Below are 26,219 nucleotides of genomic sequence, written 5' to 3' on the forward strand. Positions count from 1 at the left end.
ATGACAGATTTTCAAACCGACTTTCAAGCCCCGCCTGCGGCCTCGACAGAGCAGGTTGCATCCCCCTCCCCAGGGGATGGGCAAGGCTGTCACGCCGGTGCTGAAACCATGGCTGCTGCGGCAAAGGCAGCGGGCAAGTCAGATATACTCGATCTTTATGCCGCCGATTATCCCAAGGGCCCCCATGATCAGCCCCAAAGCATGTGTCCTGCCTTTGGCTCGCTTCGGGTCGGACTGCGGATGCGGCGCACGGCGACGGTGCTATCGGGCTCAGCCTGTTGCGTCTATGGGCTAACCTTTACATCGCATTTTTATGGTGCCCGCCGCAGCGTCGGCTATGTGCCATTTAATTCAGAAACCTTGGTCACCGGTAAGCTCTTTGAAGACATTCGCGATGCGGTCTTTGAGCTCGCCGATCCGGCCTTATATGACACGATTGTTGTAACCAATCTGTGTGTCCCCACCGCTTCGGGCGTTCCCTTACAACTCCTCCCCAAAGAGATTAACGGCGTTCGGATCATTGGCATTGACGTGCCAGGCTTTGGCATTCCCACCCATGCAGAAGCCAAAGATGTGCTGGCAGGGGCGATGTTGCGCTATGCCCGCAATGAAGCCGAAGCAGGCCCGGTTCAAGCACCCCAGAACCTCAATACCGATAAGCCCACCATCACTTTGTTGGGCGAAATGTTTCCGGCCGATCCTGTTGGAATTGGGATGATGCTAGAGCCTCTGGGACTTGCAGCAGGCCCTGTTGTTCCAACGCGCGAATGGCGCGAACTTTATGCGGCACTAGATTGCGCAGCGGTTGCCGCCATCCATCCGTTTTATACCGCTAGCGTCCGCGAATTTCAGACCGCAGGGCGCAAAATTGTAGGCTCCGCCCCCGTGGGCCGTGATGGCACAGCAGCGTGGTTGGACGCAATTGGGGAAGCTTGCGGTATTGCCCAAGCCAAGGTGGATTTTGCCAAGAACCACTTTTTACCCGTCATCAGTGCTGCCCTTACAGCCAAGCCGATCAAAGGTCGCCTCACGGTCTCAGGGTATGAAGGCTCCGAGCTACTAGTAGCACGCCTTTTAATCGAAAGCGGCGCGGAAGTGCCCTATGTTGGCACCGCTTGCCCACGCACGCAATGGTCAGAGCCTGATCGCGAATGGCTCGAAAGCCACGGCGTTAAGGTTGAGTACCGCGCCTCTTTAGAGCAAGATATTGCCGCCGTGGATGCCATTCGCCCCGACCTCGCGATTGGGACCACCCCAGTGGTTCAGCACGCCAAGCAACTCTCGATCCCCGCCCTTTATTTCACCAATCTGATCTCCGCGCGCCCACTGATGGGTCCAGCGGGTGCTGGCTCTTTGGCACAGGTAATCAATGGCGCGTTGGCCAACAAGGATCGCTTTGAAAAGATGAGCCATTTCTTTGAAGGTGTCGGGCACGGCGATAGTGCTGGCATCTGGGAAGAAACCCCGATTGAGCGGCCTCAGTTCAAAGAAAGATACGCCAAAATAATGGCTGCAACCCGCGCTGCAGAGGAGGCGGTTGGCACATGACCTTCGTTCTCGATCATGATCGTGCAGGCGGTTATTGGGGTGCGGTTTATGCCTTCACCGCCATCAAGGGCCTTCAAGTCATTATTGACGGGCCGGTAGGGTGTGAGAACCTGCCGGTGACTTCGGTCCTGCATTATACCGACGCTTTACCACCCCATGAATTGCCCATCGTTGTAACCGGGCTTGGCGAAGAAGAATTGGGTCAAACTGGTACTGAAGGCGCGATGAAGCGCGCTTGGAAGGCTTTAGATCCCCATCTGCCTGCCGTGGTCGTCACGGGCTCTATCGCCGAGATGATCGGCGGGGGCGTGACCCCTGAAGGCACCAATATTCAACGCTTCTTGCCCCGCACCATTGATGAAGATCAGTGGCAAAGTGCGGACCGGGCACTCACCTGGCTTTGGACCAATTTTGGCAGCAAAAAAGTGTCGGCCCTGAAACCGCGTAAAGAAGGCCAAAAGCCAAAGGTCAACATCATTGGTCCAACCTATGGCATGTTTAACTTACCCTCTGATTTGGCCGAAATCCGCCGTCTGATCGAAGGTATTGGTTGCGAAGTCGGGCTTGTTTTCCCACTGGGCAGCCATTTGGCCGACGTCAAGAAGCTGCCAGAAGCCGAAGTGAATGTGTGCCTCTATCGTGAGTTTGGCAGAAATCTCTGCGAAACCCTTGAGCGGCCCTATCTACAAGCACCCATCGGCTTGGAATCAACCACCTTGTTCTTGCGCAAATTGGGTGAGATGACGGGGGTTGATCCTGAACCCTTCATCACGCGCGAAAAGCACACCACGATCAAGCCGATTTGGGACTTGTGGCGCTCGGTTACGCAAGATTTTTTTGGTACGGCCAGTTTTGCAATCGTCGCCAATGAGACCTATGCGCGCGGGGTCCGCAATTTCTTAGAAACCGATATGGGCCTGCCCTGCACCTTCTCTTTTGGGCGCCGGGCCGGGGTGAAGCCCAATAATCAGGACGTGTTGGCCGCCCTTAAGGCCAATCCGCCCTTGATCATGTTCGGTAGCGTCAATGAGCGCATGTATATGACTGAGCTTGGCTCGCGTGCTTGTTATATTCCCGCAAGCTTTCCGGGTGCCATTATCCGCCGTCATACCGGCACCCCGTTCATGGGCTATTCGGGCGCGACTTATCTCATTCAAGAGGTGTGCAACGCCTTATTTGATGCCTTGTTCCACATTCTGCCCTTAGCGGGTCAGATGGACAAAGTCGAAGCAACCCCAGCGCGCCGACATGTTGAATTGGCTTGGGATGATGACGCCAAAGCCGCGTTTGAAGCGATTGTTGAGGCTCAGCCCATTCTGGTTCGTATCTCCGCAGCCAAGCGCTTGCGCGACAGCGCTGAGCGGGCAGCGCGGCTTGCTGGCGAAACCAAAATCATGCGTGCGCGTGTCACGCTCGCACACCTTGAGATGGCATAGGAGGTTTTGGTGCAGTTTTCCCACCCAGCTCCGGCCCCCCATTTTGAGCATGCCTTACTGGCTTGCACTCACCCCTTTGGCTCAGACCCTTTGAGCCTAACTCGCCGCCGCGACGGTTATCGCCGCGATCGGTCCAGCTGCGGGGATTACCGCAGCAATAGCCGTCCCAATCAAAATGGAGGGTAATTTATGGCTAGAGACCCAAGTACAGACACATTGTCCGGTCTGACAGCACAAGAGGCGAAGGAATTCCATCGTCTGTTTATGCTGGGCTTCATCGGATTCACTGTGATCGCGATCATCGCACACTTCCTAGTTTGGTCGTGGCGTCCATGGTTCCCAGGGGTCGGCGGATACGCCGAACTTCAGGGCACTGCGGCGCACGTGGCCCAACTGGCACAGACCTTTTTCGGTTAAGGGAGATAATTCATGTATCGGATTTGGCTTCTGTTTGATCCCCGTCGTGTTCTGGTGGCCCTCACGGTCTTCCTGTTCACCTTGGCGATTTTCATCCACTTCATCTTGCTCAGCACGGACCGGTTCAACTGGATTGAAGGGCCAAAAGCCCCTGCACCAGCTGCTGCCTTGCTGCATGATGGCTTGGCCAACGGCTAAGCACAATCAAGAGCGCGTTTCCGAAAATCCTTTCGGTCACGTCCGTGGTGGCAGACGAAACAAGGCAAATGTTTTGTTCGTCTGCCCCGCATTTCATTCATCGGATCGGCCTTTTGAAGCATGGGCTTCTTGGGGCCAAGGAGGACGCGGATCATGGCCTTGCTGAGTTTTGAACGCAAATACCGTGTTCGGGGTGGGACGCTGATTGGCGGCGACCTCTTCGACTTTTGGGTGGGCCCGTTTTATGTGGGCTTTTTTGGAGTAACCGCCAGTTTCTTTGCGATACTAGGCACCGCCTTGATCTTATATGGCGCGTCCTTAGGGCCGACATGGAACCCTTGGCTAATCGATATTCAACCGCCTGCTGAATCCTATGGATTAGCACTTGCCCCACTTAAGGAGGGCGGCATTTGGCAGGTAGTGACCATGTGTGCCATCGGGGCCTTTGTCTCTTGGGCGCTGCGCGAAGTGGAGATTTCACGTAAACTAGGGATCGGCCTGCATGTGCCATTTGCTTTTGGCGTGGCGATTTTTGCTTATGTGACCTTGGTTGTCATCCGTCCGGTTCTTATGGGTGCTTGGTATCATGGCTTCCCCTATGGGATTTTCACCCACTTAAATTGGGTTTCCAATACGGGCTATAAATATATCAATTTTCACTATAATCCGGCGCATATGGTGGCTGTGTCCTTCTTCTTTGTGAACACCTTCGCCTTAGCCTTGCACGGCTCGCTCATTTTGTCGGCGACCAATCCTGGCAAAGGGGAAGTGGTGAAGACCCCCGAATATGAAGACACTTTCTTCCGCGACATTTTGGGTTATTCCATCGGCACTTTGGGGATTCACCGCTTGGGTCTTTTCCTGGCTTTGTCTGCAGGCTTTTGGAGTGCGGTTTGTATCGTCATTAGTGGCCCGGTCTGGTCACTCGGTTGGCCCGAGTGGTGGGATATGTGGCTTAAACTCCCTATTTGGGGCTCATAGGCAGGAGCATTTAACATGGCTGGCTATCAAAACATTTTCACTCAAGTTCAAGTCCGTGGCCCTGCTGAATTGGGAATTCCACTTCCCAAGGGGAGTTTGGAACGCGATGGCGAAGGCTTTATCGGCATATCGCGTCTCCTAGGCACGATTGGTAACGCCCAGATCGGCCCCATTTATCTGGGCTGGACTGGGATTGCGTCGCTCTTCTTTGGCTTTCTTGCTTTTGAAATCATTGGGCTCAATATGTTCGCATCTGTGAACTGGGATCCCATTGAGTTCATTCGCCGACTGCCCTGGTTGACCTTAAATCCACCCCCACCTGAGCAGGGGTTCAATCTGTTTCCCCCGCTCGATCAAGGCGGATGGTGGGTGATGGCTGGGTTCTTCCTGACCACCTCACTCCTGTTGTGGTGGGTACGCACTTATAACCGCGCCAAAGCCTTAGGTTTGGGTACCCATGTTGCCTGGGCCTTTGCCTCTGCGATTTGGCTCTTCTTGGTGCTGGGCTTCATCCGCCCTGCTTTGATGGGTAGCTGGAGCGAGGCGGTGCCATTTGGGATCTTTACCCATTTGGATTGGACCGGGGCTTTCTCCATCACTTATGGCAATCTGTTCTATAATCCGTTCCATTGTCTTTCCATCGTGTTTCTCTATGGCTCTGCCCTTTTGTTCGCGATGCATGGTGCAACCATTTTGGCTGTGAGCCGTTATGGTGGGGAGCGCGAGATTGAACAAATCACAGACCGCGGCACGGCTTCAGAACGCGCTGCTCTTTTCTGGCGCTGGACCATGGGCTTTAATGCATCCATGGAATCGATCCATCGTTGGGCTTGGTGGTTTGCGGTTTTAACAACCTTGACCGGCGGAATTGGTATTTTATTGACCGGCACCGTGGTGAGCGACTGGTATGGGTGGGCACAGGTCCACCATTATGCCCCACCCCTCTAAATCGCTTATTTGATCGGGGCCAAAGTATTTTCTTTGGCCCGCCTTCAACCTCGAAGGATCCATGCCATGCTCGAAACACCGTTATTGGATACAATCCAAAACACCTCTGACCTTCGCTTATTGGCACGTGATCAGCTTGCCCCTCTAGCAGAGGAAGTGCGCGCCACCATGATTGATGCGGTTTCGGTCACCGGCGGGCATTTAGGCGCAGGCCTTGGTGTGGTTGAGCTCACCCTCGCACTCCATCATGTGTTTGATACCCCAAGTGACATTTTAATCTGGGATGTTGGGCATCAGGCCTATCCCCATAAGATTTTAACCGGCCGACGGGATCGTATTCGCACCTTGCGCCAAGAAAATGGCCTGTCCGGTTTTACAAAGCGGGCTGAAAGCGTGTTTGATCCATTCGGTGCCGCTCATGCCGCCACCTCCATCTCAGCTGCGCTTGGCTTTTGTGTTGCACGCGACCTTAAAGGGGCCAGCAACCATGTGATCGCTGTAATCGGTGATGGCTCGATGACAGCGGGTATGGCCTATGAGGCGATGAATATTGCAGCCGCTTCGACCAAGAGACTTATCGTCATCCTTAATGATAATAATATGTCGATTGCCCCACCTGTAGGTGCGATGAGCAATTACTTTGCCCGCCTCCTCTCTGGAAGATCTTTCCTGTCCTTGCGCAAAGCCGCTAAGAAAATGATTGAAGTGTGGCCCCAGCCCTTGGCAGATGCAGCCCGAAAAGCTGATGAGTATGCGCGCGGTATGGTACAAGGGGGCACCTTTTTCGAAGAATTAGGCTTCCATTATATCGGTGTCGTCGATGGCCATGATTTGGAAACTTTGGTGCCAATTTTGCACAATGCCAGTGCGATTGATCATAAACCTGTTTTAATTCATGTGCGCACCCAAAAGGGCAAGGGCTATGCCCCTGCCGAAAGTGCCGCTGATAAATATCATGGCGTGGCTAAGTTCAATGTCATCACGGGCGAACAGCAAAAGGCCCCCGCTGGCCCCCCCAGCTACACCCAAGTCTTCGGTCAATCCTTGGTGCACGAAGCGCGCAAGGACAGCGCGATTGTAGCGATCACCGCGGCAATGCCCAGCGGTACAGGCCTTGATATCTTTCAAAATGAGTTTCCAGATCGCATGTTTGATGTCGGCATCGCAGAACAGCATGCCGTTACGTTTGCAGCAGGCCTTGCCGCTGACGGCATGAAGCCCTTTGCCGCGATCTACTCTACTTTCTTACAGCGCGGCTATGACCAAGTGGTCCATGATGTGGCGATCCAAAGGCTGCCTGTTCGTTTTGCGATTGACCGCGCAGGCTTAGTTGGTGCCGACGGGGCGACCCACGCGGGGTCTTTTGACATCGGGTTTTTAGGCGCTCTGCCTGGATTTGTCCTGATGGGTGCGGCTGATGAAGTAGAACTCGCCCGCATGGTCGCCACCTGCGCCGCCTATGACCATGGACCCAGTGGGGTGCGGTACCCCCGCGGGGAAGCCTTGGGCCTTGACATTCCCGCCGATCCACAGCCCTTAGAGATCGGGCGGGGGCGCATTCTACGCGAAGGCACTAAGATCGCGCTTGTTTCGTTTGGTTCCAGACTAAAAGATACATTGCGTGCGGCAGATCGTCTTGCTGCGATGGGCCTCTCCACCTCAGTTGCAGATGCTCGCTTCGCCAAGCCTATTGATGAAGAGTTGATAGGCAGACTTGCACGTGAGCATGAGGTTATGCTTACCATCGAGGAAGGTGCGGTTGGCGGATTTGGCGCATTTGTTTTGCATTTTCTAGCTCGTGAAGGCGCTTTCGACAAAGGTCTTTGCATTCGCACATTGACCTTGCCTGACCGCTTCCAAGATCAAGCAAGCCCTGCGGCCATGGTGGCTGCAGCAGGTCTTGACTGCGAGGGGATCGTGTCTGCTGCCCTTCAAGCGCTAGGTTTAGAAGTGGAAGCGCCACCACGTATGGCCTCTTTCATGGCTTAATGTCTGATCGCATTACCAAGCCAATAAAACCATCTATTCTTTTGAATAACCCTTCAGGACGCGAAGAATTATGGCACTGCGCAATAGTCAACGGTGGTTTATGCTGGCCAACTCTGTGTCGGAACACTATTGAAATAGGAACACTTCGGCCAAGTTGGGTTTAGAGCACTGGTCATCTGATCCCTGGTTGTGCCACCCCCTTTTCAAAGGGTTGCGGCATTTGAATAGGGAAGTTCGGGAAGCAGCAGCTTGAAGCAAAGCTTTTAAAGACTGAATATGGAATGTCGCACTCCAGTTTGAGCCAATCATGACCCGTATTGCACCAAGCCTAATCAAACGTCTGGTAATAGACCACTATCTTCAGGGTCGCCAAGTCGCTTGAGCAAAGCGGATTTAAGCTTCTTCATTGCCTGATGTTCAATTTGGCGGACACGTTCTTTGGAAATACCCATACGAGTGCCCAATGCTTCTAGAGTTACACCTTCTTCGGTCAGGCGGCGCTCTTGAATGATCATCGATTCACGGGGGTTTAAAGATCGTAACGCTTCTTCAATCCATTGCTTGCGCCGACTTGCGTCGGTACGTTCCATCACATCTTGGTCAGGAAGAATACCCTCATCGGCCAATAAATCCTGCCATTCGCCACTGTCATCGTAACCTTCCGACATCGGGGCATTAAGTGAGCGGTCATGGGCGGACACTCGCGCCGCCATGTGTTCAACTTCCCGCTCGCTCACTCCCAACTTGTTAGCAATGAATGCGCGGTTTACCTGCGACATCATCGCGTCGCCCGTATCGCTGATCACGGCGCGCAAGCGGCGTAGATTAAAAAATAAGGACTTTTGCGCCGCTGTTGTTCCCGTACGCACGATCGACCAATTGCGTAATACATAGTCTTGAATAGCCGAACGTATCCACCAAGCCGCATAGGTGGAAAATCGCACATCGCGTTCAGGTTCAAATCGTGCAGCGGCTTGCATCAGACCAATATTACCTTCTTGCACCAGATCGCTCATTGGTAGACCATAATTGGCAAACCGTTTGGCCATTGAAATAACCAAGCGCATATAGGCCGTTGTGAGTTCGTGCAGGGCTTTTTCATCGTGGTGATCACGCCATTTCGATGCCAGCACCCGCTCATGATCATGTTCTAGAAGCGGTGCCTTCATTGCCTGCTTAACGAAGCGCCGCGAAGCATTAATGGAATCGGTGGTTTCATAACTGGCCATGTGATCTCTCCGATCGTACACCCAAAAACGAGGCCCATTGCTCCACCAGAGCTTTCAATTGCTATGATGGCGATTAAGGTGCCAAATTGCTTATCTGGTCGAATTTAGATGTTTTACGCGGCCTGTCTTGGTTCGGATCAATGGTTTGTTTGGTGAGGGCAGGTGCCAAACGATCACTAATAGGATTAGGCCCAAAATCCTTTTGGCCATTGTATGATCAATCCATTGTTGGATTAGCTTAGTCGCTTAAAGGCAATGGGAGGAAAATCGGCGTCCATCTCAACTTGTAACTCGCCGATGTGGCCTGCCATATTCGACAAAAAACTAAACCCAATCATAGCAAGATCAATATCATCTTCACGCAATGGCTTGGCTTTGAACACATCATAATGCCAATGCTGCAACCGAACAGGCATGTCATTATAGGTCGCCCGCAAACCAAGATCATCCATTTCTACCTGCCATAGGCCATAACCGTGATGATGATAGGTGCCAGTAAAGGCGGATAAGGACCGCGACGGACTGGTCAGTGGGATCGGCGTGGGAGGAACAAGACTTGCCGCTTTGGCTTCATGGATCGCACGTCGCGCAAGACCATTTTCGGACCAATTCGCAGGCTCAAGACCTAAAAGTGCATCACAAATATCAAGGCTGACATGCCCTGGCAATGGTGTCCCGCGCAAATTGGCAAAGGCAATGATACCCAAATGATGGTCCGGAAATAGTGTTAGGCGTGAAGAATAGCCGTTGAGATTGCCGCCATGGGCGACCCGACGCATGCCGCGATAACTATCAATCCGCCATCCCAAACCGTAAAAGCCCCGTCCGAAATGAGGGGTGTCAGGTTGGCCACCGGTTGGGATCAATGGCTCCCACATCGCGTCGCACTGGGCTTGGGAGATCAGTCGTTGCCCTTGATAGACGCCCCGTCCAAGTTGAAGGGCAATCCAGGCGCTAAACTGTGTGACAGAAGCATAGAGCGCTCCGGCTGGACCTATCGCATCTTCAGGTCGCAACGGGATTTGCTTGGCAAGATGTAGTGGGTCCAGAGTATGGCCAAAGGCGAAATCTGGGTCTTGAACCATGCTAAGTGGACTAAAGCCGGTGCGCGCCATAGCGAGAGGCTTTAATATGCGGGCTTGGATAAAATCTTCCCAAGTCTGGTCTGTGACCCGCTCTACAACAAGGCCAACGACAATATACATCAAATTGGTATAATGATAGCTGCTTCGTAAAGGAGAAAGCATCGGCAGATACGCCATCCTTTCCATCACATCAGCTTTGGTGAGTAAACTATTATGATACCAAACTAGGTCATGGGAGCCCAGTCCGGTGCGGTGCGATAACATATCACGCAAGCTTAAGCTGGCATACTCAAGCCCACCTGCAACTTTAAAACCAGGCAGATAAGTGGTTACCGGTTCATCCCAATCAAGCTTACCTTCATCGACCAAGAGCGCAATCGATGCAGCCGTAAAAGCTTTGGTCAATGAAGCGCATCCAAACAAGGTGTCGGGATGGATCATACGGGTTTGAGCGCCATCGGCCCACCCAAAACCCTTAGCATAAATCAACATGCCATCCTTGACGATGCCAAGCGCTAGACCAGGTACCCGCCATTGCTGACGGGCTAAATCAAGTTTGCCATCCAAGCCAACTAAAGGATTTTTGATCGGGCTTTTCCCAAAAGCGGGCCCAATCATAGTAGAACTTAAACCCGTCCCCAATAAGGATATAAATGCGCGTCGCTGCATCACCTTGGGCCCTCAATCGCGCTTGGCCAGGCAAGCCAGAAATCAGACTAGTAAGGGCAGAATTGACAGGAATAAACGACCATTTGCAGTCTCTTTAGCGGCGCATCGGATCGGCACCCACACACGTACCAACTGCTTCACTCCATGTACCACCACGTCGATAACAATCTTGGCGCATAGCCGAGGCGCGTGCTTCAGCTTCGGCGGGGTTTTTGGCGACTGAATCAAGAGCACATCCAAAACAGATAGTCATGGCCAAGGCGGCACAACTCAGCGCGCAAGCACAACGGTTTATCTTGGTCAAAGTCAGGAACTTTGTCATCTTAACCAGCTGTGAGTTGTTGGCGGGCAACATCCAATAGACGTTCAATTTCACGACGGATCTGGTGTTCACTCACTTCACATTGAGCGGCGGTAAAATCAGCTTTGATTTTGCGATAAACATCTTCATCGCCAGCTTCTTCAAAGTCAGCAAGTACGATAGACTTGGCGTAGGCCTCAGCCTCTTCACCCGTCAGGCCCAAAAGCTCAGCAGCCCAAGTCCCCAGCAGCTTATTGCGGCGGGCGGTGATTTTAAACGCAAGCTCACTGTCGTGGGCGTATTTTGCTTCGTGCGCGGTCTTGCGCTTATCAAACTGGCTCATGATCAAGCTTCCTTGTAACACGGCTTCCGACTTGGGGCATGTAGGGATGAATGCTGGGTTTGGAAAGGTGTGTGCGCAGACAAGTGCAAGGGATGCACCACATGATTGAGGCATCAAGCGCAGCCTGTTAGGGTGGTAGTGCTGTTAGGAGTTTCGACTCAACACCAAACCGGTTTTGAGGGCGTGCCTTGCCACCTAACCATTGAGGAGAGCGCGACCATGTCCCGCCGCAAGAAAATTTACGAAGGCAAGGCGAAGGTCCTTTATGAGGGGCCAGAACCTGGTACCTTGATCCAGTATTTCAAAGATGATGCCACCGCCTTTAACGCCGAAAAGCATGCAATCATCGAAGGTAAAGGGGTTTTGAATAACCGAATTTCTGAATTCATTATGACGAACTTAAACGCGATCGGCGTGCCAACTCATTTCATCCGCCGTATTAATATGCGTGAACAATTGATTCGCGAAGTAGAGATTATTCCCCTTGAAGTTGTCGTGCGCAATGTGGCTGCTGGCTCCATATCCAAGCGTTTGGGTATACCTGAAGGCGAATTACTGCCCCGCTCCATCGTCGAGTTTTACTATAAGAATGATGGCTTAGGCGATCCGATTGTCGCTGAAGAGCATATTACCGCCTTTAACTGGGCCACAACCCAAGAGATTGACGATTTGATGGCTCTGGCTTTGCGGATTAATGATTATTTGTCGGGTCTGTTTGCAGGGGTCGGCATACGCTTGGTCGATTTTAAGCTTGAGTTTGGTAGGCTCTATGAAGGCGATATGGTGCGCACGGTGCTGGCCGATGAAATCAGCCCTGATTCCTGCCGCCTTTGGGATGCGCGCACCAACAATAAGCTCGATAAGGATCGATTTCGGCAAGACTTAGGCGGCATTTCAGAAGCCTATGCCGAGGTGGCCCAACGTTTGGGCATATTTAAAGACCCGCGCAGCGCATTTGTAGAGGGCTAAGCCCAAGCCTTGAGCCCACAACCAATGAAAGAGCCTACCTTATGAAAGCAATTGTCAACGTCCGTTTGAAAAATGGCGTCCTCGACCCGCAAGGGCGGGCGATTGCCGAAGCGCTACGAGGATTGGGCTTTTATGAAGCCAAAGATGCACGTGTAGGTAAAATGATTGAGATTGAGCTTGATGAAACCGATCCAAATCGAGGCGCATTAAGGGCAAGGGAAATGGCGGCCAAGCTGCTTGCCAATCCAGTCATTGAAAGCTGGACCATCGAAATCGCTGCTTAAGCCAATTTACCCATCGCGCTAATTTAGGGCGGTTACCAAGGCAAAATCCCTAGCGCCAGTGGACCACAGCCAAGGCAATGCTGGTTAAAACAGTCACCATCAAGGTCAGCGCTGGGCCAAGCTTGGCTACTTGCAGGCACCAAATGGCAAGGGGCACCAATACCAGCATGATTGGATTAATGGTAGCCCAATCAGGTAGAGTGAATGTCGTGTCAGCAAAGGTTTTATACTTTATTTGGGACGTAAAAAGTGTTTGCTCACCAAACCAAAGGGCCAAATTCGCCATCACCCCAACTACGCCCGCACTTACCCCACTCAAAGCACCCCCAACCTTAGCATGGCTGCGCAACTGCTCTGCATAAGGCGCGCCAACGAATATCCACAAAAAACTTGGAGCAAACGTGCACCACGAGGCCATAAATGCAGCGGCAAATGCCAACCCAATGCCACCTTCACGCCAGCCTGCCATAAAGCCGACAAATTGGTTAATCAGAACCAATGGGCCAGGAATGGTTTGAACCAAGCCTAGTCCATCGATCATATTCTGAGACGTCAACCAACCGGCCGTTTCAACGCCATATTGGTTAAGCCAAACAGTCGAGGCGTAAGCACCACCAAAAGTAACCATCGAAAGGCCAGAGAATGCCAGCCCAATCTGTGTCAATAAAGCCATCTGCGCCATAGCAACTCCCATGAGTGGGACGAGCCATACCGATAACCAGATTGCGCCATCTTGCCATGCACGCCCTCGAAGACGCCCCGCACTGGCTACCACCCCAGGTGTAGGGAGGGAGGGTGCCCTAAACCATCCGATCAACAATGCAACCAGTATCACCCATGGGAAAGGAATTTGGAAAAAGAACAAGGCACTAAATGCTGCCGCGCTTATAATCCACCCTGCATAATCCTTGATGGCCTTATGTGCCAACCGATAGACCGCGACACATACAAGAACCAGCACGGCCGCCCGTATAGCTTGCAGGACAGGCTGAAACAGAGCCAATTGGGTAGAGTGGACATAAATCAAGGATAGGCCAAGCATAAGGGCCGCCCCTGGTACGATAAACAACAACCCACCAATCAGCCCACCGCGCACACCATACAGACGCCAGCCTATATAAGTTGCCAATTGCTGCGCTTCTGGACCGGGCAAGAGCATGCAATAGCTTAGCGCATGCATATAGGTTTCCTCACTCACCCATTTGCGAGTTTCCACAAAACGACGGTGCATCAAAGCGATCTGACCAGCAGGTCCACCAAATCCCAACATCCCAATCCACAAACTTTCGCGGATGAAATCGTGCAAGCTTGGATTTTCTGACATGACTGCGCCCTTCTATGGCCACGATGGTACCCCCCTACGCGATGTTTTCCGATGTTTTTGAGACCTCTTCCGTAGAATAAAGATCATCTTACATTAGAAAATCTTCAGATTAGATCGATTGAAAAGCCAATACTAAACTGTAAATATAGTCAATGGGCCAATTATTATATAGAATGGCTAATAAGTTATATCAAGACTACTAATTCTAACTATGAGTTTTATAGTTTGGATTAGATAAAAGGAAAAATATGCTCATGCGTAAACTTGCTGTAAGTACCTCAATACTCGCTTTCAATTTCGCCCTTTTTGTACCGATTTGTGGTTTTGCAGCACCCCAATCCACCCCAACTCTCACCGTAAACATTGAACAAAAGGGGCGAGGGATCGAAGCGACCAGTAATTCTGAAGTCATTATTGTGTCGGCGCGACGACGCGATGAGACCGCTCAGAGTGTCCCAATCGCATTAACGGCGATTGGTTCTGAAGCATTGAGCAAACGGGGGGCCTTTTCCATTCAAGCTGTGTCTACCCAAGTCCCCACCTTGCAATACACATCATCCAATCCGCGCAATACCGCTTTAAATATACGTGGACTTGGTGTGTCTTTCGGCCTAGCCAATGACGGCTTAGAACAGGGGGTCGGCTTTTATGTCGATCAAGTTTACAATAGTCGCCCAGCCGCCAGCGCATTCGATTTACTCGATATTGCACGTGTTGAGATCCTGCGTGGTCCCCAGGGCACTTTATTTGGCAAAAACACGACAGCGGGTGCTGTTTCCATCACGACCAAACTACCAAGTTTTGACCATGAGGCTGAGATTGAGGTTTCAGGTGGCTCAGCAGGTTTTGTGCAGGCCAAGGGCGTAGTAAGCGGCCCAATTCTTAAAGACCATTTGGCCTTTCGGATTGCCGCTGGAATAACCCAGCGTGAAGGATTTATCCGTTTAGTGCCTTCCAACCGGCTGGTGAATGATCTGGATAATCAAGCCATACGCGGCCAGCTCCTATGGGTCCTTGAACCCAGTTTGAAGCTGCGTTTGGTTGGCGATTACAACCTCTCCGATGCCGATTGCTGCACCCAGGTCTATGCTGGCTATGGGCCGACCTTGCGAAGTGCTGGGCGTCAGTTCCCGGCTCTGGCCAGCGCCTTAAACTATGCACCGCCCAGCTTGAACCCCTATGATCGTATAGCCGATGCAAATGCGCCGATTGCGGCACGCTCCGAATTGAGTGGTGTCTCCTTGATTGCAGACAAGGATTTAGGGGGAACAGCGCTAACCCTAATCAGTGCTTGGCGTAGCTGGGATTGGCGTCCGGCCAATGATCGCGATTACACGAGTTTAGATATTCTACGCCAATCGGCCAACCCCGTTCAACAAGAACAAATCACCCATGAATTGCGCCTCGCTTCAAAGGGGGTTCAGCGTCTTAATTATACCATTGGGCTTTTTGCATTTCGCCAAAAGTTAAAAGGCCAAAACGTAACCGAATGGGGCCGTGATGCATCCTTCTGGTTGTTGGGAACGGCCACATCAAACGGCACACCCATCAGATCGAACCTTCTAGATGGTTATATTACTCGTTCTAATGCCGTATCGACCATTGATAGCCGCGCCGCCTTTGCTCAAGTGATCTGGCGGGCATCAGAAACAATCACATTAACCACGGGCCTTAGATACACCGATGAGATCAAAAAGGCCGATTATGCAGCCCAAGTGGAGGGTGGCCTTGCAACTCCCAATAATGCTCTGATCAATGCCAAACTGTCGATCTTCAGGCCGCAAGCATATCGCGTTCGGTTTGGGGATGATGCCTGGACTGGTGATATCAATCTATCTTGGCAACCCATCTCGTCCATTAATCTTTATGTGAATTACGCTAAGGGGTTCAAATCTGGCGGGATTAATCTTGCAGGTCTACCCTTTAACGCCACCAATAATCCTGCTCTAGACCGGGCCATTATCAGCCCAGAAGAAACGCAAGCCTATGAATTAGGGCTTAAATCCCAATGGTTTGAACGCCGACTGACCGCTAATGTCGCTTTGTTTAAATCCGATGTTCAAGATTTTCAGGCCAATGTTGTCGATACCGGACCTGGTGCTTTGCGGGGCTATCTGGCTAATATTGAAGCGGTGCGTTCGCAAGGGGTTGAATTGGACTTAACGCTGGCTCCAATCCAGGGACTGTCAGCCTATCTGCGTACCGCCTTCACAGATGCAACCTATCGGTCCTTTAAGAACGCGCCATGCCCACTTGAACTGATCGGAAATACCACAAGCTCTTGTGACTTATCGGGTAAAGAGCTGCCGGGGACTTCGCCCGTGGCTTTAAGCCTTGGGGCTGAATATCGCTGGGCTGCTAAGGCCCAAAAGGGAGAATATTATATTGGGGTGGATGGGACCTCGCGCTCTAGCTTTTTTGCAGATGCATCCGATAGCGCCTATTTGAAAATTCGCAGCTATGATCTCTTCAATCTGCGGGCCGGCTTTACCGCGGAAGCCGGGTGGGAGGTGTTTGTCCTTGTCCGCAATGTCACCGATCATGACTATATGACCCTACTAACTCCGCAATCGGGTAATAGCGGCTTTTTCTCTGGCGTGCCGGGTGACCCACGTACAACCCAGCTGACCTTGCGCTATCATTATTAGGATGGTCTCATATGGATGTTGAAGGTAGATGTAATGGTTATATGTTCAGCGGCTCGATCAAAATCTGCCACACATTGGGACATGTCTATGAAACAACATGGGTCAATTATAAGTCTCATTCATGCCGCAACAAGACCTAAATCGACTGCTGCTGCCTGCATGACTTCTTCTTCGATGAGATAAAGGCCCGATATACGTCCGGGTTCTGGTTCATAAAGTCCCCCATTAACAAACCAAGCAAAGCCTTTGGAAGACTTTGGGTCGACCCATATTCCGCCTAACAGGCCGTAAGCCTCACCATAATGGCCGATCATCTCGCACTTTAAACCTGTTATTGGGCAGGCATGACCTGGGATCAATCGATGGACGCCCAAGCCAAACCCTTGAAACGCCCCCCCAGAGGTATCGCCATTGGCTAAGCGTGCATCAAATGTCCAATGTGGTGTAGTGATTAAAGCACGCACATCAGGGCTCAATAAAGCCTTCGCACCTGTTAGGGCCATGCCAATCTTGGCAATATCTTCGACACTGGCCCGCAAACCGCCTTGAGGAGAAAACAAGAGACCATTGGTTCCGATTCTATAGCCTTCCAAGCTTTGGCCAGGTTTCGCAGCAATCAGAGGTAATTTGGCGGGGTCTAGATCTTGATCAATCTGTGATTCCCATGCACCGGAGGGATAGCGCCGATAGAGTGTCACCCCATTTTGGACTGCCCTTTCAGACACACCAGACCAATTGAAGCCACAGTCGAGCCCTAATGGGTGCAACACCAGTTGTGCGGCCAGCCGATCAAAGCGTTCGCCCGTTGCGCCTTCACAAACCTGCGCCAAAAGGCCCATGGCGAGATTAGAATAGGTAAAAAAGCCGAGTGGCTTGTCAACATCGGCCCAATGGGCACCCTCATGCCATTGTTCCCCGGTTGGAACAAAGAAGCTCTCGAGCGTCTCCCCCACCACACCACGATAATTCTCACCATCGCGGATGCCGGAAGTGTGGCTCAAGATCATACGGGCTGTAATCGGGCGATGGTTGAACTTAGGGTGGCGCAGCACAAATCCAAGATGATCAGATATATCTCCGTCCAGCGTCACATGCCCCGATTGAACCAATTGGATATAGGTTAACGCGGTAACCACTTTGGAGATTGAAGCGACGCGCGCTTTGCTGGATACTTCCATGGGCGTGTCAGGTATTTTGCGCACCCCAAACGCACCAGACCAGATGATATCTTGGCCTTGAAATAAAATGGCGGTGCCGCCGGGGACATCTAGGCGGTCGATGCAGGCACCAAGCACTTCGCCAAGGTGCCACATGGTGCTTACTGAGCCGCTGGCTCTTCAACTGCTTCGGCGGTGGTTTCTTCAGCCACTGCCTCAACAGCAGCTTGTTCCTCAACAAACTCTTCAACTGGGGCAGCGGCGGCTTCAACTGCAGCAAGCTTTGCGGCCTGTGCTTCGGCTTTGGCTAGTGCGGCGGCTTCCTTAGCGTCTGCTTTGGCTTGTTCAGCCGCTGCAGCGGCGTCTAAAGCGGCTTGGGCTTTTTCTGCGGCACGCTCGGTTGCTTTTTGGCCAGGCTTGCCTTTGCTAGGATTATTGCCATTGACCCAAACGCCCACACCTTTTGTAGCCAAGAAACGGGCAACGCGATCGGTCGGTTGTGCACCTTTTTTCATCCACTCTGCGGCACGGTCCGCATCAATGACTAAACGGGCCACATTGTCATCTGGCAAAGTTGGGTTGTAACTGCCTATCTTTTCCAAGAAGCGCCCATCACGGGGGGAACGCGCTTCAGCGACCACGATCCGATAGACGGGTTTTTTTTTGGAGCCACCACGGGCCAAGCGAATTTTCAAAGACATAAGATTTACCTTTCAGAGTTTTATGTTTGTTCTTGTCATTTTTTCCCAAGTGGGAGACCCGGCAGGCCACTAAAGCCGCCGGGGGTTTGTGTGCTGCCCAATCCGGGCAAACCTTGTGGTGCGGCTGATGTTGGCCCCGATAGACCTGGCAAACCCCCAGAGGCCGCAGACGCCTTTTGACCTAATGCTTGAAGAGTAGCGGGGTCCATCGGCGGCATTTTCCCGCCGAACATCCCACCCATTTTTCCCATCAGGCCTTTCATACCGCCTTTGCCCATGGCCTTGACCATATCGGCCATGGAGCGGTGCATTTTAATGACTTTATTGACTTCCGAAACATCGACCCCAGCACCAGCGGCAATGCGTTTACGCCGACTCGCATTGAGTACATCCGGCTTGGCGCGTTCCTGTTTAGTCATGGATTGGATTACCGCAATCTGACGCTTGACGGACTTATCGCTGACAGCCCCAGACTCCATGGCCTTTTTGGCCGCTTGCGCGCCAGGCAACATACCCATCACACCGCCAAGGCCGCCCATGGCTTGGATCTGCCGCAATTGCATCGCCAAATCATCAAGGTCAAACTTACCCTTGGCCATTTTAGCGGCCAATTTTTCAGCTTCATCCTGCTTGACGCTCTCAACCGCGCGCTCAACCAGACTGATAACATCGCCTTGGCCCAAGATGCGCCCGGCAATACGTTGGGCGTCAAAAACGTCCAAGCCGTCGATTTTTTCGCCAATACCCAAGAACTTGATTGGCAGGCCGGTGACGGCGCGCATCGACAACGCAGCACCACCGCGCCCATCGCCATCGCCGCGGGTTAAAACAATGCCGGTTAGCGGCAAGCGCTCATGAAAGCGACGCGCGGTTTCCACCGCATCTTGCCCGGTTAGGCTATCGGCTACCAGCAAGGTTTCAATCGGGGCGGCTATGCGCGCAATTTCTTCTGCTTCGCGCATCATCTCTTCATCGATGGATGTGCGCCCTGCGGTATCAAGCACCACGACGTCATAGCCACCAAGCCGCCCAGCGGTGATGGCACGGCGCGCAATTTCAGCCGGCATCTGGCCTGAGATGATCGGCAAACACTCAACTTCGGCTTGCCCGGCCAAAACTGCCAATTGCTCCATCGCGGCAGGGCGACGCACATCAAGGGAAGCAACCAGTACTTTTTTGCGCAATTTGATGCGCATACGCAAGGCCAGTTTCGCAGTCGTGGTGGTTTTGCCAGAACCTTGCAGACCCGCCATCATGATGATCGCCGGAGGGCCTTGGTTCAGCATTAAATCAACCGGGCCGTCCGTGCCACCTAAGGTCTCAACCAACGCGTCATAAACGATTTTGACAACTTGCTGGCTGGGCTTAACAGCCCGGATCACCCGCTCACCAACGGCCTCCTCTTTGACCTTGGCGATAAAGGCTTTGACGACGGGCAGCGCGACATCGGCTTCCAACAGCGCGACACGCACTTCACGCAGCGCCGCATCGACATCGCTATCCGACAAGGCCCCACGGCCCGTCAGCGTGTCAAATACACCCGTCAATCGTTGAGTTAGCGCGTCAAACATGCGTGGTTCCCAAAAACAAACACGCAACACAAAACACCCCGCCGGACGATCACGTCGGACGGGGAAACCCTGTCCACCCCATCTGCTTAACCCCCGATTGCTCAGTTCGTGCAGGACCGTGTGGATCAGAGAGCGCGTTTTGATTGCGCGAAAGAGTGGGGCCTATAGCGAAACGAAGGGCAAAGGGCAAGGTCTTATGCGCTATTCATCCTCACCAAAGCGACTGGCGACCAAGTCGGTCAAAGCATCCAGAGCGGCTTCAGCGCGGGGTCCTTCAGCTGAAACGACGATCTCAGAGCCGATGCCCGCAGCCAGCATCATCAGATCCATGATGCTCTCACCATCAACTTCTTGGTCTTCCCGGCTCACACGGATGAAGCAATCCGCATACTCGCCCGCCAGCATGGCAAATTTGGAGGAAGCGCGGGCATGTAAGCCCCGTTTATTGACAATTTCAAAGGTGCGCGAGAGCCGTTGAGTCATCAGCCACTCGCCAGCAATGAGGAGGCGACTGCAATATATTTACGTGCCGCATCCTGGGCAGCAAATACGGCGCGAGGCAGGGTTTCGCGCCCGCGTACCTCAGCCAATTTGATCAGCATGGGCAAATTGGCCCCGGCGATTACTTCATAATCACCACGATTCATAATGGAAATCGCGAGATTTGATGGGGTTCCACCAAACATGTCGGTGAGAATAATCACGCCCGCGCCAACATCTACTTTCCGGCACGCGTTCAAAATATCATCGCGCCGGGTTTGCATATCATCATCGGGGCCAATGCAAATTGCCACCATATTGGTTTGAGGCCCAACAACATGTTCAGCTGCGAGAAGCAGCTCTCGCGCCAGTAAACCATGACTGACCACCACGACACCAATCATTGGATTCCTAACTCATCACATCTTCACGCAAGTGACGTGCTCTGCCCGCGCAATACGCCACATCTACGTCTTATCCATCTAGCAGTGATCTCCATTCAAGATCGAACATTAGGTGCATCATACTTAATGTTGCGCCGCGGGTAAGCGAACAATAATGCCGTCGAGTTCTGGCGTCATGGAGATTTGGCAGGATAGGCGCGACAAGGGCGTTATCCCTTCGGCAAAATCAAGCATACTTTCTTCCATACTACCAAGTTTTCCAGTCTTCTCGATCCAATCCGCATCTACAAAAACATGACAGGTGGCGCATGCGCAAGCTCCGCCACAATCGGCATCAATCCCTGGAATTCGGTTCTTGACGGCCCCTTCCATTATAGTGGTGCCAGGTGCTAGATCAAGGACATGCTCTTTTCCCGAATGTTCAATATAGGTGACCTTAGCCATGCTGGATTATTCCTTTTGAGCGATTAGTCGGATTGGACACTTAAGCGCCAGCCCCGATCTCTTTCATCGAAATAGACATATCAGCCAACCGCGCTGGTGCAAGATGTCCTTGCCGTGCGATGATCTGCTTACCCACCATGAATGCAGGGGGCATGTTGATAGCGTCCACCGCCAATAAGCGATTTGCGCCATCGAGATGGAAGACGGCAAACTGCCTTGATGCAGCATCCCCGCGGACCACCGATTGGGTTGCCCCCATAGAAAGGCCGACAATCTGCAATTTGATGTCATATTGATCCGACCAAAACCAAGGTACTTCTTCAACCGGACGGGGTAAGCCAAGGATGGACGCTGCGGCAAACTTGGCTTGCTCCAAAGCATTATGGACGCTTTCAAGGCGGCTACGGCGGTGATCGTAATGAACCAAGGGGCGACTGGCGCAATCCCCAATCGCATAGATGTGCGGGTCACTGGTGCGGGCATCTAGGTCAGTTTCAATGCCATCACTTGCAGAAAGACCTGCCGCTTGCGCCAATTGGGCATTGGGCACAATACCAATCGCGACTAACACAAGATGAGCGGCAATAATCTGCCCGTCTTCGAGTTTAACACCGCGAACCTGTTTATCGCCCACTAAGGCGGCAATTCGTACATTGTTTAACATTGTCACGCCCGCTTGGCGATGCAAGTCTTCAAAAAAGGTAGAAATAACGGGTGGTGCCACACGTGCCAGCATGCGGGTCGCGGCTTCTAAAATCGTGACCTCAAGCCCGGCCTTGATGGCAATTGCTGCAACTTCTAGCCCAATATAGCCCCCGCCAATGATCACAAGCTTCTTGCCAGGCAGAAAATTCTCTCGCAAACCGTCTGCATCGCCAATGTTGCGCAGATAATGTACACCAGCCAATTCAGCGCCCGGACAGGATAGACGACGCACGCTAGAACCGGTCGCAATAATGGCCACATCATAGTGAAAAGCTTGTCCATCACTAGTTTTGACCACTTGGGTCACGCGGTCTAACTCGGTGGCAGGCACATCAAAATAGGTTTCGACATGCTCTTGGTCCCAAAATTCTTGGGGTTTCAAAGTGATCCGGTCGAGGCCCGTGGCACCGGAAAGATAGGCCTTTGACAGTGGTGGGCGCTGATAAGGTGCCAAGCCTTCGTTCCCCAACATCACCAAACGGCCCTGATAATCCCCAGCACGCAGACTATGGGCGGCTTGTGCGGCCGCTTGCCCAGCGCCAATGATGACAATGCGATCAACCATGTATGACGTGCCACCCCTATGCTTGCCTATTGTTGCTTGGTACTAGAATGTCGCAATTGGGCTGTGAAGCAATCTACTGACAAAGCTCAACACCATGCTGACTCTTTTGTCTAATAGCCTGTTTGGCTAAGTTGGGTTCTGTTCAATACGGCCAGAATGGGAATGAAGCAATGTTTGGGTGGGGAAAAAAGAAACCAAATCAGGCGGCGACACCGGTCATGGCATCAAAAGCCGACGGGGTAGAAATCGCAAACTCCCATCCATTCGCTGCCCTCCTTAATGTGCAAGTCGACGACCCCGACATGTTACGTGAAGTTGGCCCCTTGGTTGAAGCAGCAGCCATGGCGATGACGGGTGTGACGGGAATTGAAAGCACCTATGAACCTACTTCCATTGCGATCCGCTTGTTGTGTGCACCAGACGCTGACCCTGATTTGATTTTCTTAACCGCTCGGGCTGGCTCTTTAGCGATTGCAGGCACGTTGGAAGGTCGCGCAAGACTTACTATCCTTGAAGCGCGAGCCGATGGGTCCTTAGGTCATGCCTATGCCATCAACCCAAGCGCTGTCCCAACTGAGCTTGCACCCACCGATATGATCGGCAAATTGGTGGAGGGATTACAACGCTCCTCCTCCCGCTTGGCCGAAGGAGTAAGTGCCGTATTGACCAAGGCAAAACTTGATACCCAGACCTTGGACGATCTTGAAGAATTGCTGATCACCGCTGACCTTGGTGCGCCCGCTTCCGCACGCATTCGCGCTGCACTCAGCAAGGAGCGCTTTGGCAAAGATATCACCACCCAAAAAGTCAAAGAGGCTCTAGCAGCCGAAATCGCGGCCATACTCAGCCCATTTGAAACCACACACTCACCCTTTGAAGGGCCGGGGCCACGCGTCATATTATTTGTTGGCGTCAATGGGTCAGGCAAAACTACAACCATTGGCAAGATCGCCTATAATCTGAGTGCGGCAGGCCATAAGGTCATGCTAGCCGCGGGGGACACGTTTCGCGCCGCAGCGGTTGAGCAATTAAAAGTTTGGGGTGAACGCTGCAATGTGCCCGTTGTGGCGCGAGAAACGGGCTTAGATGCTGCGGGCCTTGCCTATGAGGCTTTTGAGCGCGCTAAAGCCGAAAGGATGGATGTGCTTTTGATCGATACGGCTGGGCGACTGTCAAACAAGACGGAATTAATGAGTGAATTGGCCAAAATTGTGCGTGTGATCGGTAAAGTTGACCCATTGGCCCCACACGAAACATGGCTAGTCCTCGATGCAACCGTGGGCCAAAATGCCATTGCCCAAACCGAGGCTTTCCGCCATGCTGCCGGCATCACTGGCCTTGTGATGACAAAGCTTGACGGCACAGCAAAGGGTGGTGTTTTGGTTGCCGTCACAGACCGACATAAGTTGCCCATCCGTTTCATTGGTGTCGGTGAACACGCCGACGATCTCCAACCTTTCTCTGCGCACGCTTTTGCACACGCCTTGGTTGGATTGAGGACGCTTTGATATGACAGACGAGAGCCAAGAGGACCAATCTAAGCACATGCTGGGTCTTGAGACGATCTTGGTGCGCGGCGGTCAGACCCGATCGGCGCACAAAGAGACCAGCGAAGCCCTGTTTTTGACCTCAGGCTTTGTCTATGACAGTGCTGAGGAAGCCGAAGCGCGCTTTAAGGGTGAAGCGCCCGGCTATCTCTACGGGCGCTATGCCAACCCAACCAACACGATGTTACAAGAACGACTGCGCGCTTTAGATGGAGCGCAGGCCTGTCGCTTGACAGCTAGCGGCATGGCGGCGGTGACTGCCGCCCTGATAGCACCCTTAAGGTGTGGAGATCATGTTATTGCTGGAAAAGCATTGTTTTCGTCGTGCCGCTGGGTGATAGAGACGTTCATGCCGCGTTACGGCATTGAAGTGACGTTAGTAGACTCGACCGATCTTGCTGCTTGGAAAGTCGCTATACAACCCAATACAAAAATGCTTTTCTTGGAAAGCCCCAGTAATCCCACTTTAGAAATCAGCGACATTGAGGCCATAGCCGCCATCGCACATTCGGCTGGCGCGCGCCTGATTGTCGACAATATTTTTGCCTCTCCCATCCTTCAGCGCCCATTTGAACATGGGGCAGATGTGGTGGTCTATTCAACCACCAAACATATGGATGGGGCGGGGCGTACGCTGGGTGGTGCCATTTTGGGTTTATCCAGCTTTATAGAAGAGCATATTGACCCCTATCTGCGCCACACGGGTCCTGCAATGTCGCCGTTTGTAGCCTGGAATGTCCTCAAAGGCCTTGAAACCTTATCGATGCGGGTGGAGCGGGCCAGTGACAGTGCAGCCAAACTAAGCGACCTAATCGCCAATCACAAAGCTGTGCGCGCCGTACGTTATCCCTTTAGGCCCGATCATCCCCATTATGAATTAGCCAAGCGTCAAATGAAATCTGGCGGCACCTTGGTGGCTTTTGAACTGGTCGGTGGGAAGAAGGCAGCCTTTGCTTTCCTGGACGCGCTCAAAATTGTTGACATTTCCAATAATCTTGGCGATTCAAAGAGCCTGGCTACCCATCCTGCGACAACCACCCATTATTCCTTTGCTCCTGACGTGCAGCTTGATTTGGGCGTGACACCGGGATTGATACGCCTTTCTGTGGGCATAGAGGCCTGTGACGACCTTTGTCGCGATATAGCCGTGGCATTAGATGCAGCCCTGACTGTGGAATAATTTGGATTATTCGCGCCCCTCTCTATGTCGCTGTGCAAGGATAGCACGCGCACCATCTTGTACCAAAACCTTCATCATTGGATCGGTATCTGCGTCATCGCGAAGGGCTTGAAAGGCGATGATTATAATGGTTTGCATAACCTCTTGATCGGGAATGAAATCGCTTTGGGTATCTTGTAAATACTGACAGATTAGATTTGCGGCTAACCCCAAATAAACTTTGCCTACGCTTCCAGCTAGCCCCCTTATCTCATGGGCATTATCCCAGATCAGGTCCCGAATATTGCCTGTTCCATTTTCGAGAGTTTCAGAGATTTCCTCCAGCAAGCGATGCACTTCAAGTACAAGAGGAGGGATCATTTCAGCCAAAATCATTTCAGCCTTATAATAGACTTCTGAAGTGAGTACGTTAGCAGCGGGTTCACCCACTAATCGTTGCAACCGAAAACTTGGCGGGGTGAGTTGGGCGGGGGTATTGAGACTCATGAAGTGGGTTCCTGGTATAGATTGCGTTGGGCTTCCTTTTCTTTTTCATCACCTTTGCGGCGCCATGGGCCTAAAAACTCCTTGCCAATTCCCCTTCGTCGACATGGGCCAGTATAGGAACTGGTTTTAACAAAGGCTCGCGGCCGATCGATCACCGCGACGATACGATCCAATAAAGTCTTGGCAGAGATTGGTTTGGCTACAAGTTCATTTATCCCCGAATCGCGCGCTGACATGACTTTGGTTCGCTCGGTGTGGCCAGTCATCATGATAATAGGGACGAACGGAAACGGGCTATCAGCAGCTGTGCGGATCATTTGGGTAAATTCCAACCCATCGATCGGAAACATGTTTAGATCAACGATCACGATATCTGGAACCCCCGCGCGCATAACTTCCATGGCATCTGCGCCATCGCTGGCTTCTTTGACAGTCCCAATCCCAACCCCACGCAAAATCGCAACCACAATCGACCGCATATGCGGGTTGTCGTCCACCACCAAAACATGAAGAGAGGCTAATCCAGCCATTCACAGAAATTCCACACACATCAATCAGCTTCAGCAACAAGGGCTAGTTTGCCTTAAGTTCGTTAAATCGATCTTACTGA

27 protein-coding genes are annotated in these 26,219 nt (G+C 52.3%); 13 read left to right on the top strand and 14 right to left on the bottom strand.

Going from position 1 to position 26,219, the window contains the following annotated elements; all coding sequences use genetic code 11:
- From bchY to dxs, 8 genes are all read left to right on the top strand, one after another.
- Nucleotides 1-1,548, top strand: coding sequence for a chlorophyllide a reductase subunit Y (gene bchY / locus PsB1_RS03725; protein ID WP_284359146.1), 1,548 nt, complete (start codon nucleotides 1-3; stop codon nucleotides 1,546-1,548).
- Nucleotides 1,545-2,984 (top strand): chlorophyllide a reductase subunit Z, encoded by a 1,440-nt coding sequence (bchZ, locus tag PsB1_RS03730; RefSeq protein ID WP_284359148.1) that lies wholly within the window; start codon nucleotides 1,545-1,547, stop codon nucleotides 2,982-2,984. The genes bchY and bchZ overlap by 4 nt, the downstream gene beginning before the upstream one ends.
- Before the next feature lie 9 nt (nucleotides 2,985-2,993).
- Nucleotides 2,994-3,170, top strand: a complete 177-nt coding sequence (locus tag PsB1_RS03735) for a hypothetical protein (protein ID WP_284359150.1) — start codon at nucleotides 2,994-2,996, stop codon at nucleotides 3,168-3,170.
- Between the two features lie 3 nt (nucleotides 3,171-3,173).
- A complete protein-coding gene (gene pufB / locus PsB1_RS03740) occupies nucleotides 3,174-3,401 on the top strand; it encodes a light-harvesting antenna LH1, beta subunit (RefSeq protein ID WP_284359151.1) in 228 nt (75 codons plus the stop codon).
- A 12-nt stretch (nucleotides 3,402-3,413) separates the two neighbouring features.
- The gene (gene pufA, locus PsB1_RS03745) at nucleotides 3,414-3,599 is read left to right on the top strand and encodes a light-harvesting antenna LH1, alpha subunit (protein ID WP_284359152.1); all 186 of its coding nucleotides are present in this window, start codon (nucleotides 3,414-3,416) and stop codon (nucleotides 3,597-3,599) included.
- A 153-nt stretch (nucleotides 3,600-3,752) separates the two neighbouring features.
- On the top strand, nucleotides 3,753-4,580 hold the full coding sequence (gene pufL, locus PsB1_RS03750) for a photosynthetic reaction center subunit L (RefSeq protein WP_284359153.1): 828 nt from the start codon (nucleotides 3,753-3,755) through the stop codon (nucleotides 4,578-4,580).
- A gap of 15 nt (nucleotides 4,581-4,595) precedes the next feature.
- Nucleotides 4,596-5,528 carry a photosynthetic reaction center subunit M gene (gene pufM / locus PsB1_RS03755; RefSeq protein ID WP_284359155.1) on the top strand — a complete coding sequence of 311 codons (933 nt, stop codon included), beginning with the start codon at nucleotides 4,596-4,598 and terminating at the stop codon, nucleotides 5,526-5,528.
- Nucleotides 5,529-5,594: 66 nt separating this feature from the next.
- Nucleotides 5,595-7,517, top strand: coding sequence for a 1-deoxy-D-xylulose-5-phosphate synthase (gene dxs / locus PsB1_RS03760; protein ID WP_284359157.1), 1,923 nt, complete (start codon nucleotides 5,595-5,597; stop codon nucleotides 7,515-7,517).
- Between the two features lie 332 nt (nucleotides 7,518-7,849).
- On the opposite strand, the gene PsB1_RS03765 is transcribed toward dxs, so the two are convergent.
- The 4 genes from PsB1_RS03765 to PsB1_RS03780 form a co-directional block, all read right to left on the bottom strand.
- Entirely contained in the window at nucleotides 7,850-8,746 is an 897-nt protein-coding gene (locus PsB1_RS03765) for an RNA polymerase factor sigma-32 (RefSeq protein ID WP_284359158.1), read from the bottom strand.
- Nucleotides 8,747-8,979: 233 nt separating this feature from the next.
- The gene (locus PsB1_RS03770) at nucleotides 8,980-10,500 is read right to left on the bottom strand and encodes a serine hydrolase (protein ID WP_284359159.1); all 1,521 of its coding nucleotides are present in this window, start codon (nucleotides 10,498-10,500) and stop codon (nucleotides 8,980-8,982) included.
- A gap of 94 nt (nucleotides 10,501-10,594) precedes the next feature.
- Nucleotides 10,595-10,753 carry a hypothetical protein gene (locus PsB1_RS03775; RefSeq protein WP_284359161.1) on the bottom strand — a complete coding sequence of 53 codons (159 nt, stop codon included), beginning with the start codon at nucleotides 10,751-10,753 and terminating at the stop codon, nucleotides 10,595-10,597.
- Nucleotides 10,754-10,823: 70 nt separating this feature from the next.
- Entirely contained in the window at nucleotides 10,824-11,144 is a 321-nt protein-coding gene (locus PsB1_RS03780; protein WP_284359163.1) for a DUF1476 domain-containing protein, read from the bottom strand.
- 219 nt (nucleotides 11,145-11,363) lie between these two features.
- Between PsB1_RS03780 and purC the strand changes: the two genes are divergently transcribed.
- Nucleotides 11,364-12,113, top strand: coding sequence for a phosphoribosylaminoimidazolesuccinocarboxamide synthase (gene purC / locus PsB1_RS03785; protein WP_284359164.1), 750 nt, complete (start codon nucleotides 11,364-11,366; stop codon nucleotides 12,111-12,113).
- 41 nt (nucleotides 12,114-12,154) lie between these two features.
- The gene (gene purS, locus PsB1_RS03790; protein WP_284359166.1) at nucleotides 12,155-12,397 is read left to right on the top strand and encodes a phosphoribosylformylglycinamidine synthase subunit PurS; all 243 of its coding nucleotides are present in this window, start codon (nucleotides 12,155-12,157) and stop codon (nucleotides 12,395-12,397) included.
- 49 nt (nucleotides 12,398-12,446) lie between these two features.
- Here purS and chrA read toward each other — a convergent pair whose 3' ends face one another.
- Nucleotides 12,447-13,721 (bottom strand): chromate efflux transporter, encoded by a 1,275-nt coding sequence (gene chrA / locus PsB1_RS03795; protein ID WP_284359167.1) that lies wholly within the window; start codon nucleotides 13,719-13,721, stop codon nucleotides 12,447-12,449.
- Nucleotides 13,722-13,975: 254 nt separating this feature from the next.
- Here chrA and PsB1_RS03800 point away from each other — a divergent pair, with 254 nt between their 5' ends.
- Nucleotides 13,976-16,369 (top strand): TonB-dependent receptor, encoded by a 2,394-nt coding sequence (locus PsB1_RS03800; protein ID WP_284359169.1) that lies wholly within the window; start codon nucleotides 13,976-13,978, stop codon nucleotides 16,367-16,369.
- Between the two features lie 119 nt (nucleotides 16,370-16,488).
- Here PsB1_RS03800 and PsB1_RS03805 read toward each other — a convergent pair whose 3' ends face one another.
- The 7 genes from PsB1_RS03805 to PsB1_RS03835 form a co-directional block, all read right to left on the bottom strand.
- Entirely contained in the window at nucleotides 16,489-17,682 is a 1,194-nt protein-coding gene (locus PsB1_RS03805) for a serine hydrolase domain-containing protein (RefSeq protein WP_284359171.1), read from the bottom strand.
- Nucleotides 17,683-17,687: 5 nt separating this feature from the next.
- Entirely contained in the window at nucleotides 17,688-18,227 is a 540-nt protein-coding gene (gene rpsP / locus PsB1_RS03810; RefSeq protein ID WP_284359174.1) for a 30S ribosomal protein S16, read from the bottom strand.
- A 35-nt stretch (nucleotides 18,228-18,262) separates the two neighbouring features.
- On the bottom strand, nucleotides 18,263-19,798 hold the full coding sequence (gene ffh, locus PsB1_RS03815; RefSeq protein ID WP_284359177.1) for a signal recognition particle protein: 1,536 nt from the start codon (nucleotides 19,796-19,798) through the stop codon (nucleotides 18,263-18,265).
- 201 nt (nucleotides 19,799-19,999) lie between these two features.
- The gene (locus tag PsB1_RS03820; protein ID WP_284359179.1) at nucleotides 20,000-20,281 is read right to left on the bottom strand and encodes an HPr family phosphocarrier protein; all 282 of its coding nucleotides are present in this window, start codon (nucleotides 20,279-20,281) and stop codon (nucleotides 20,000-20,002) included.
- Entirely contained in the window at nucleotides 20,281-20,682 is a 402-nt protein-coding gene (locus tag PsB1_RS03825) for a PTS sugar transporter subunit IIA (protein WP_284359180.1), read from the bottom strand. Before PsB1_RS03825 ends, PsB1_RS03820 begins: the two co-directional genes overlap by 1 nt.
- A 123-nt stretch (nucleotides 20,683-20,805) precedes the next feature.
- Nucleotides 20,806-21,126 (bottom strand): 2Fe-2S iron-sulfur cluster-binding protein, encoded by a 321-nt coding sequence (locus tag PsB1_RS03830; RefSeq protein ID WP_284359183.1) that lies wholly within the window; start codon nucleotides 21,124-21,126, stop codon nucleotides 20,806-20,808.
- A gap of 40 nt (nucleotides 21,127-21,166) precedes the next feature.
- Nucleotides 21,167-22,396, bottom strand: a complete 1,230-nt coding sequence (locus PsB1_RS03835) for an NAD(P)/FAD-dependent oxidoreductase (protein WP_284359185.1) — start codon at nucleotides 22,394-22,396, stop codon at nucleotides 21,167-21,169.
- A gap of 218 nt (nucleotides 22,397-22,614) precedes the next feature.
- Here PsB1_RS03835 and ftsY point away from each other — a divergent pair, with 218 nt between their 5' ends.
- Together ftsY and metZ are read left to right on the top strand one after the other, a co-directional pair.
- A complete protein-coding gene (gene ftsY / locus PsB1_RS03840; RefSeq protein ID WP_320412715.1) occupies nucleotides 22,615-23,904 on the top strand; it encodes a signal recognition particle-docking protein FtsY in 1,290 nt (429 codons plus the stop codon).
- Between the two features lies 1 nt (nucleotide 23,905).
- A complete protein-coding gene (metZ, locus tag PsB1_RS03845; RefSeq protein ID WP_284359187.1) occupies nucleotides 23,906-25,123 on the top strand; it encodes an O-succinylhomoserine sulfhydrylase in 1,218 nt (405 codons plus the stop codon).
- A 6-nt stretch (nucleotides 25,124-25,129) separates the two neighbouring features.
- Here the strand turns inward: metZ and PsB1_RS03850 are convergent, their stop codons facing one another.
- Together PsB1_RS03850 and PsB1_RS03855 are read right to left on the bottom strand one after the other, a co-directional pair.
- The gene (locus tag PsB1_RS03850) at nucleotides 25,130-25,609 is read right to left on the bottom strand and encodes a hypothetical protein (protein WP_284359189.1); all 480 of its coding nucleotides are present in this window, start codon (nucleotides 25,607-25,609) and stop codon (nucleotides 25,130-25,132) included.
- A complete protein-coding gene (locus PsB1_RS03855) occupies nucleotides 25,606-26,139 on the bottom strand; it encodes a response regulator (RefSeq protein WP_284359192.1) in 534 nt (177 codons plus the stop codon). The genes PsB1_RS03850 and PsB1_RS03855 overlap by 4 nt, the downstream gene beginning before the upstream one ends.
- Nucleotides 26,140-26,219 lie beyond the last annotated feature (80 nt).

This window comes from Candidatus Phycosocius spiralis (genome assembly GCF_030158815.1).
Lineage (GTDB): Bacteria > Pseudomonadota > Alphaproteobacteria > Caulobacterales > Aquidulcibacteraceae > Aquidulcibacter > Aquidulcibacter spiralis.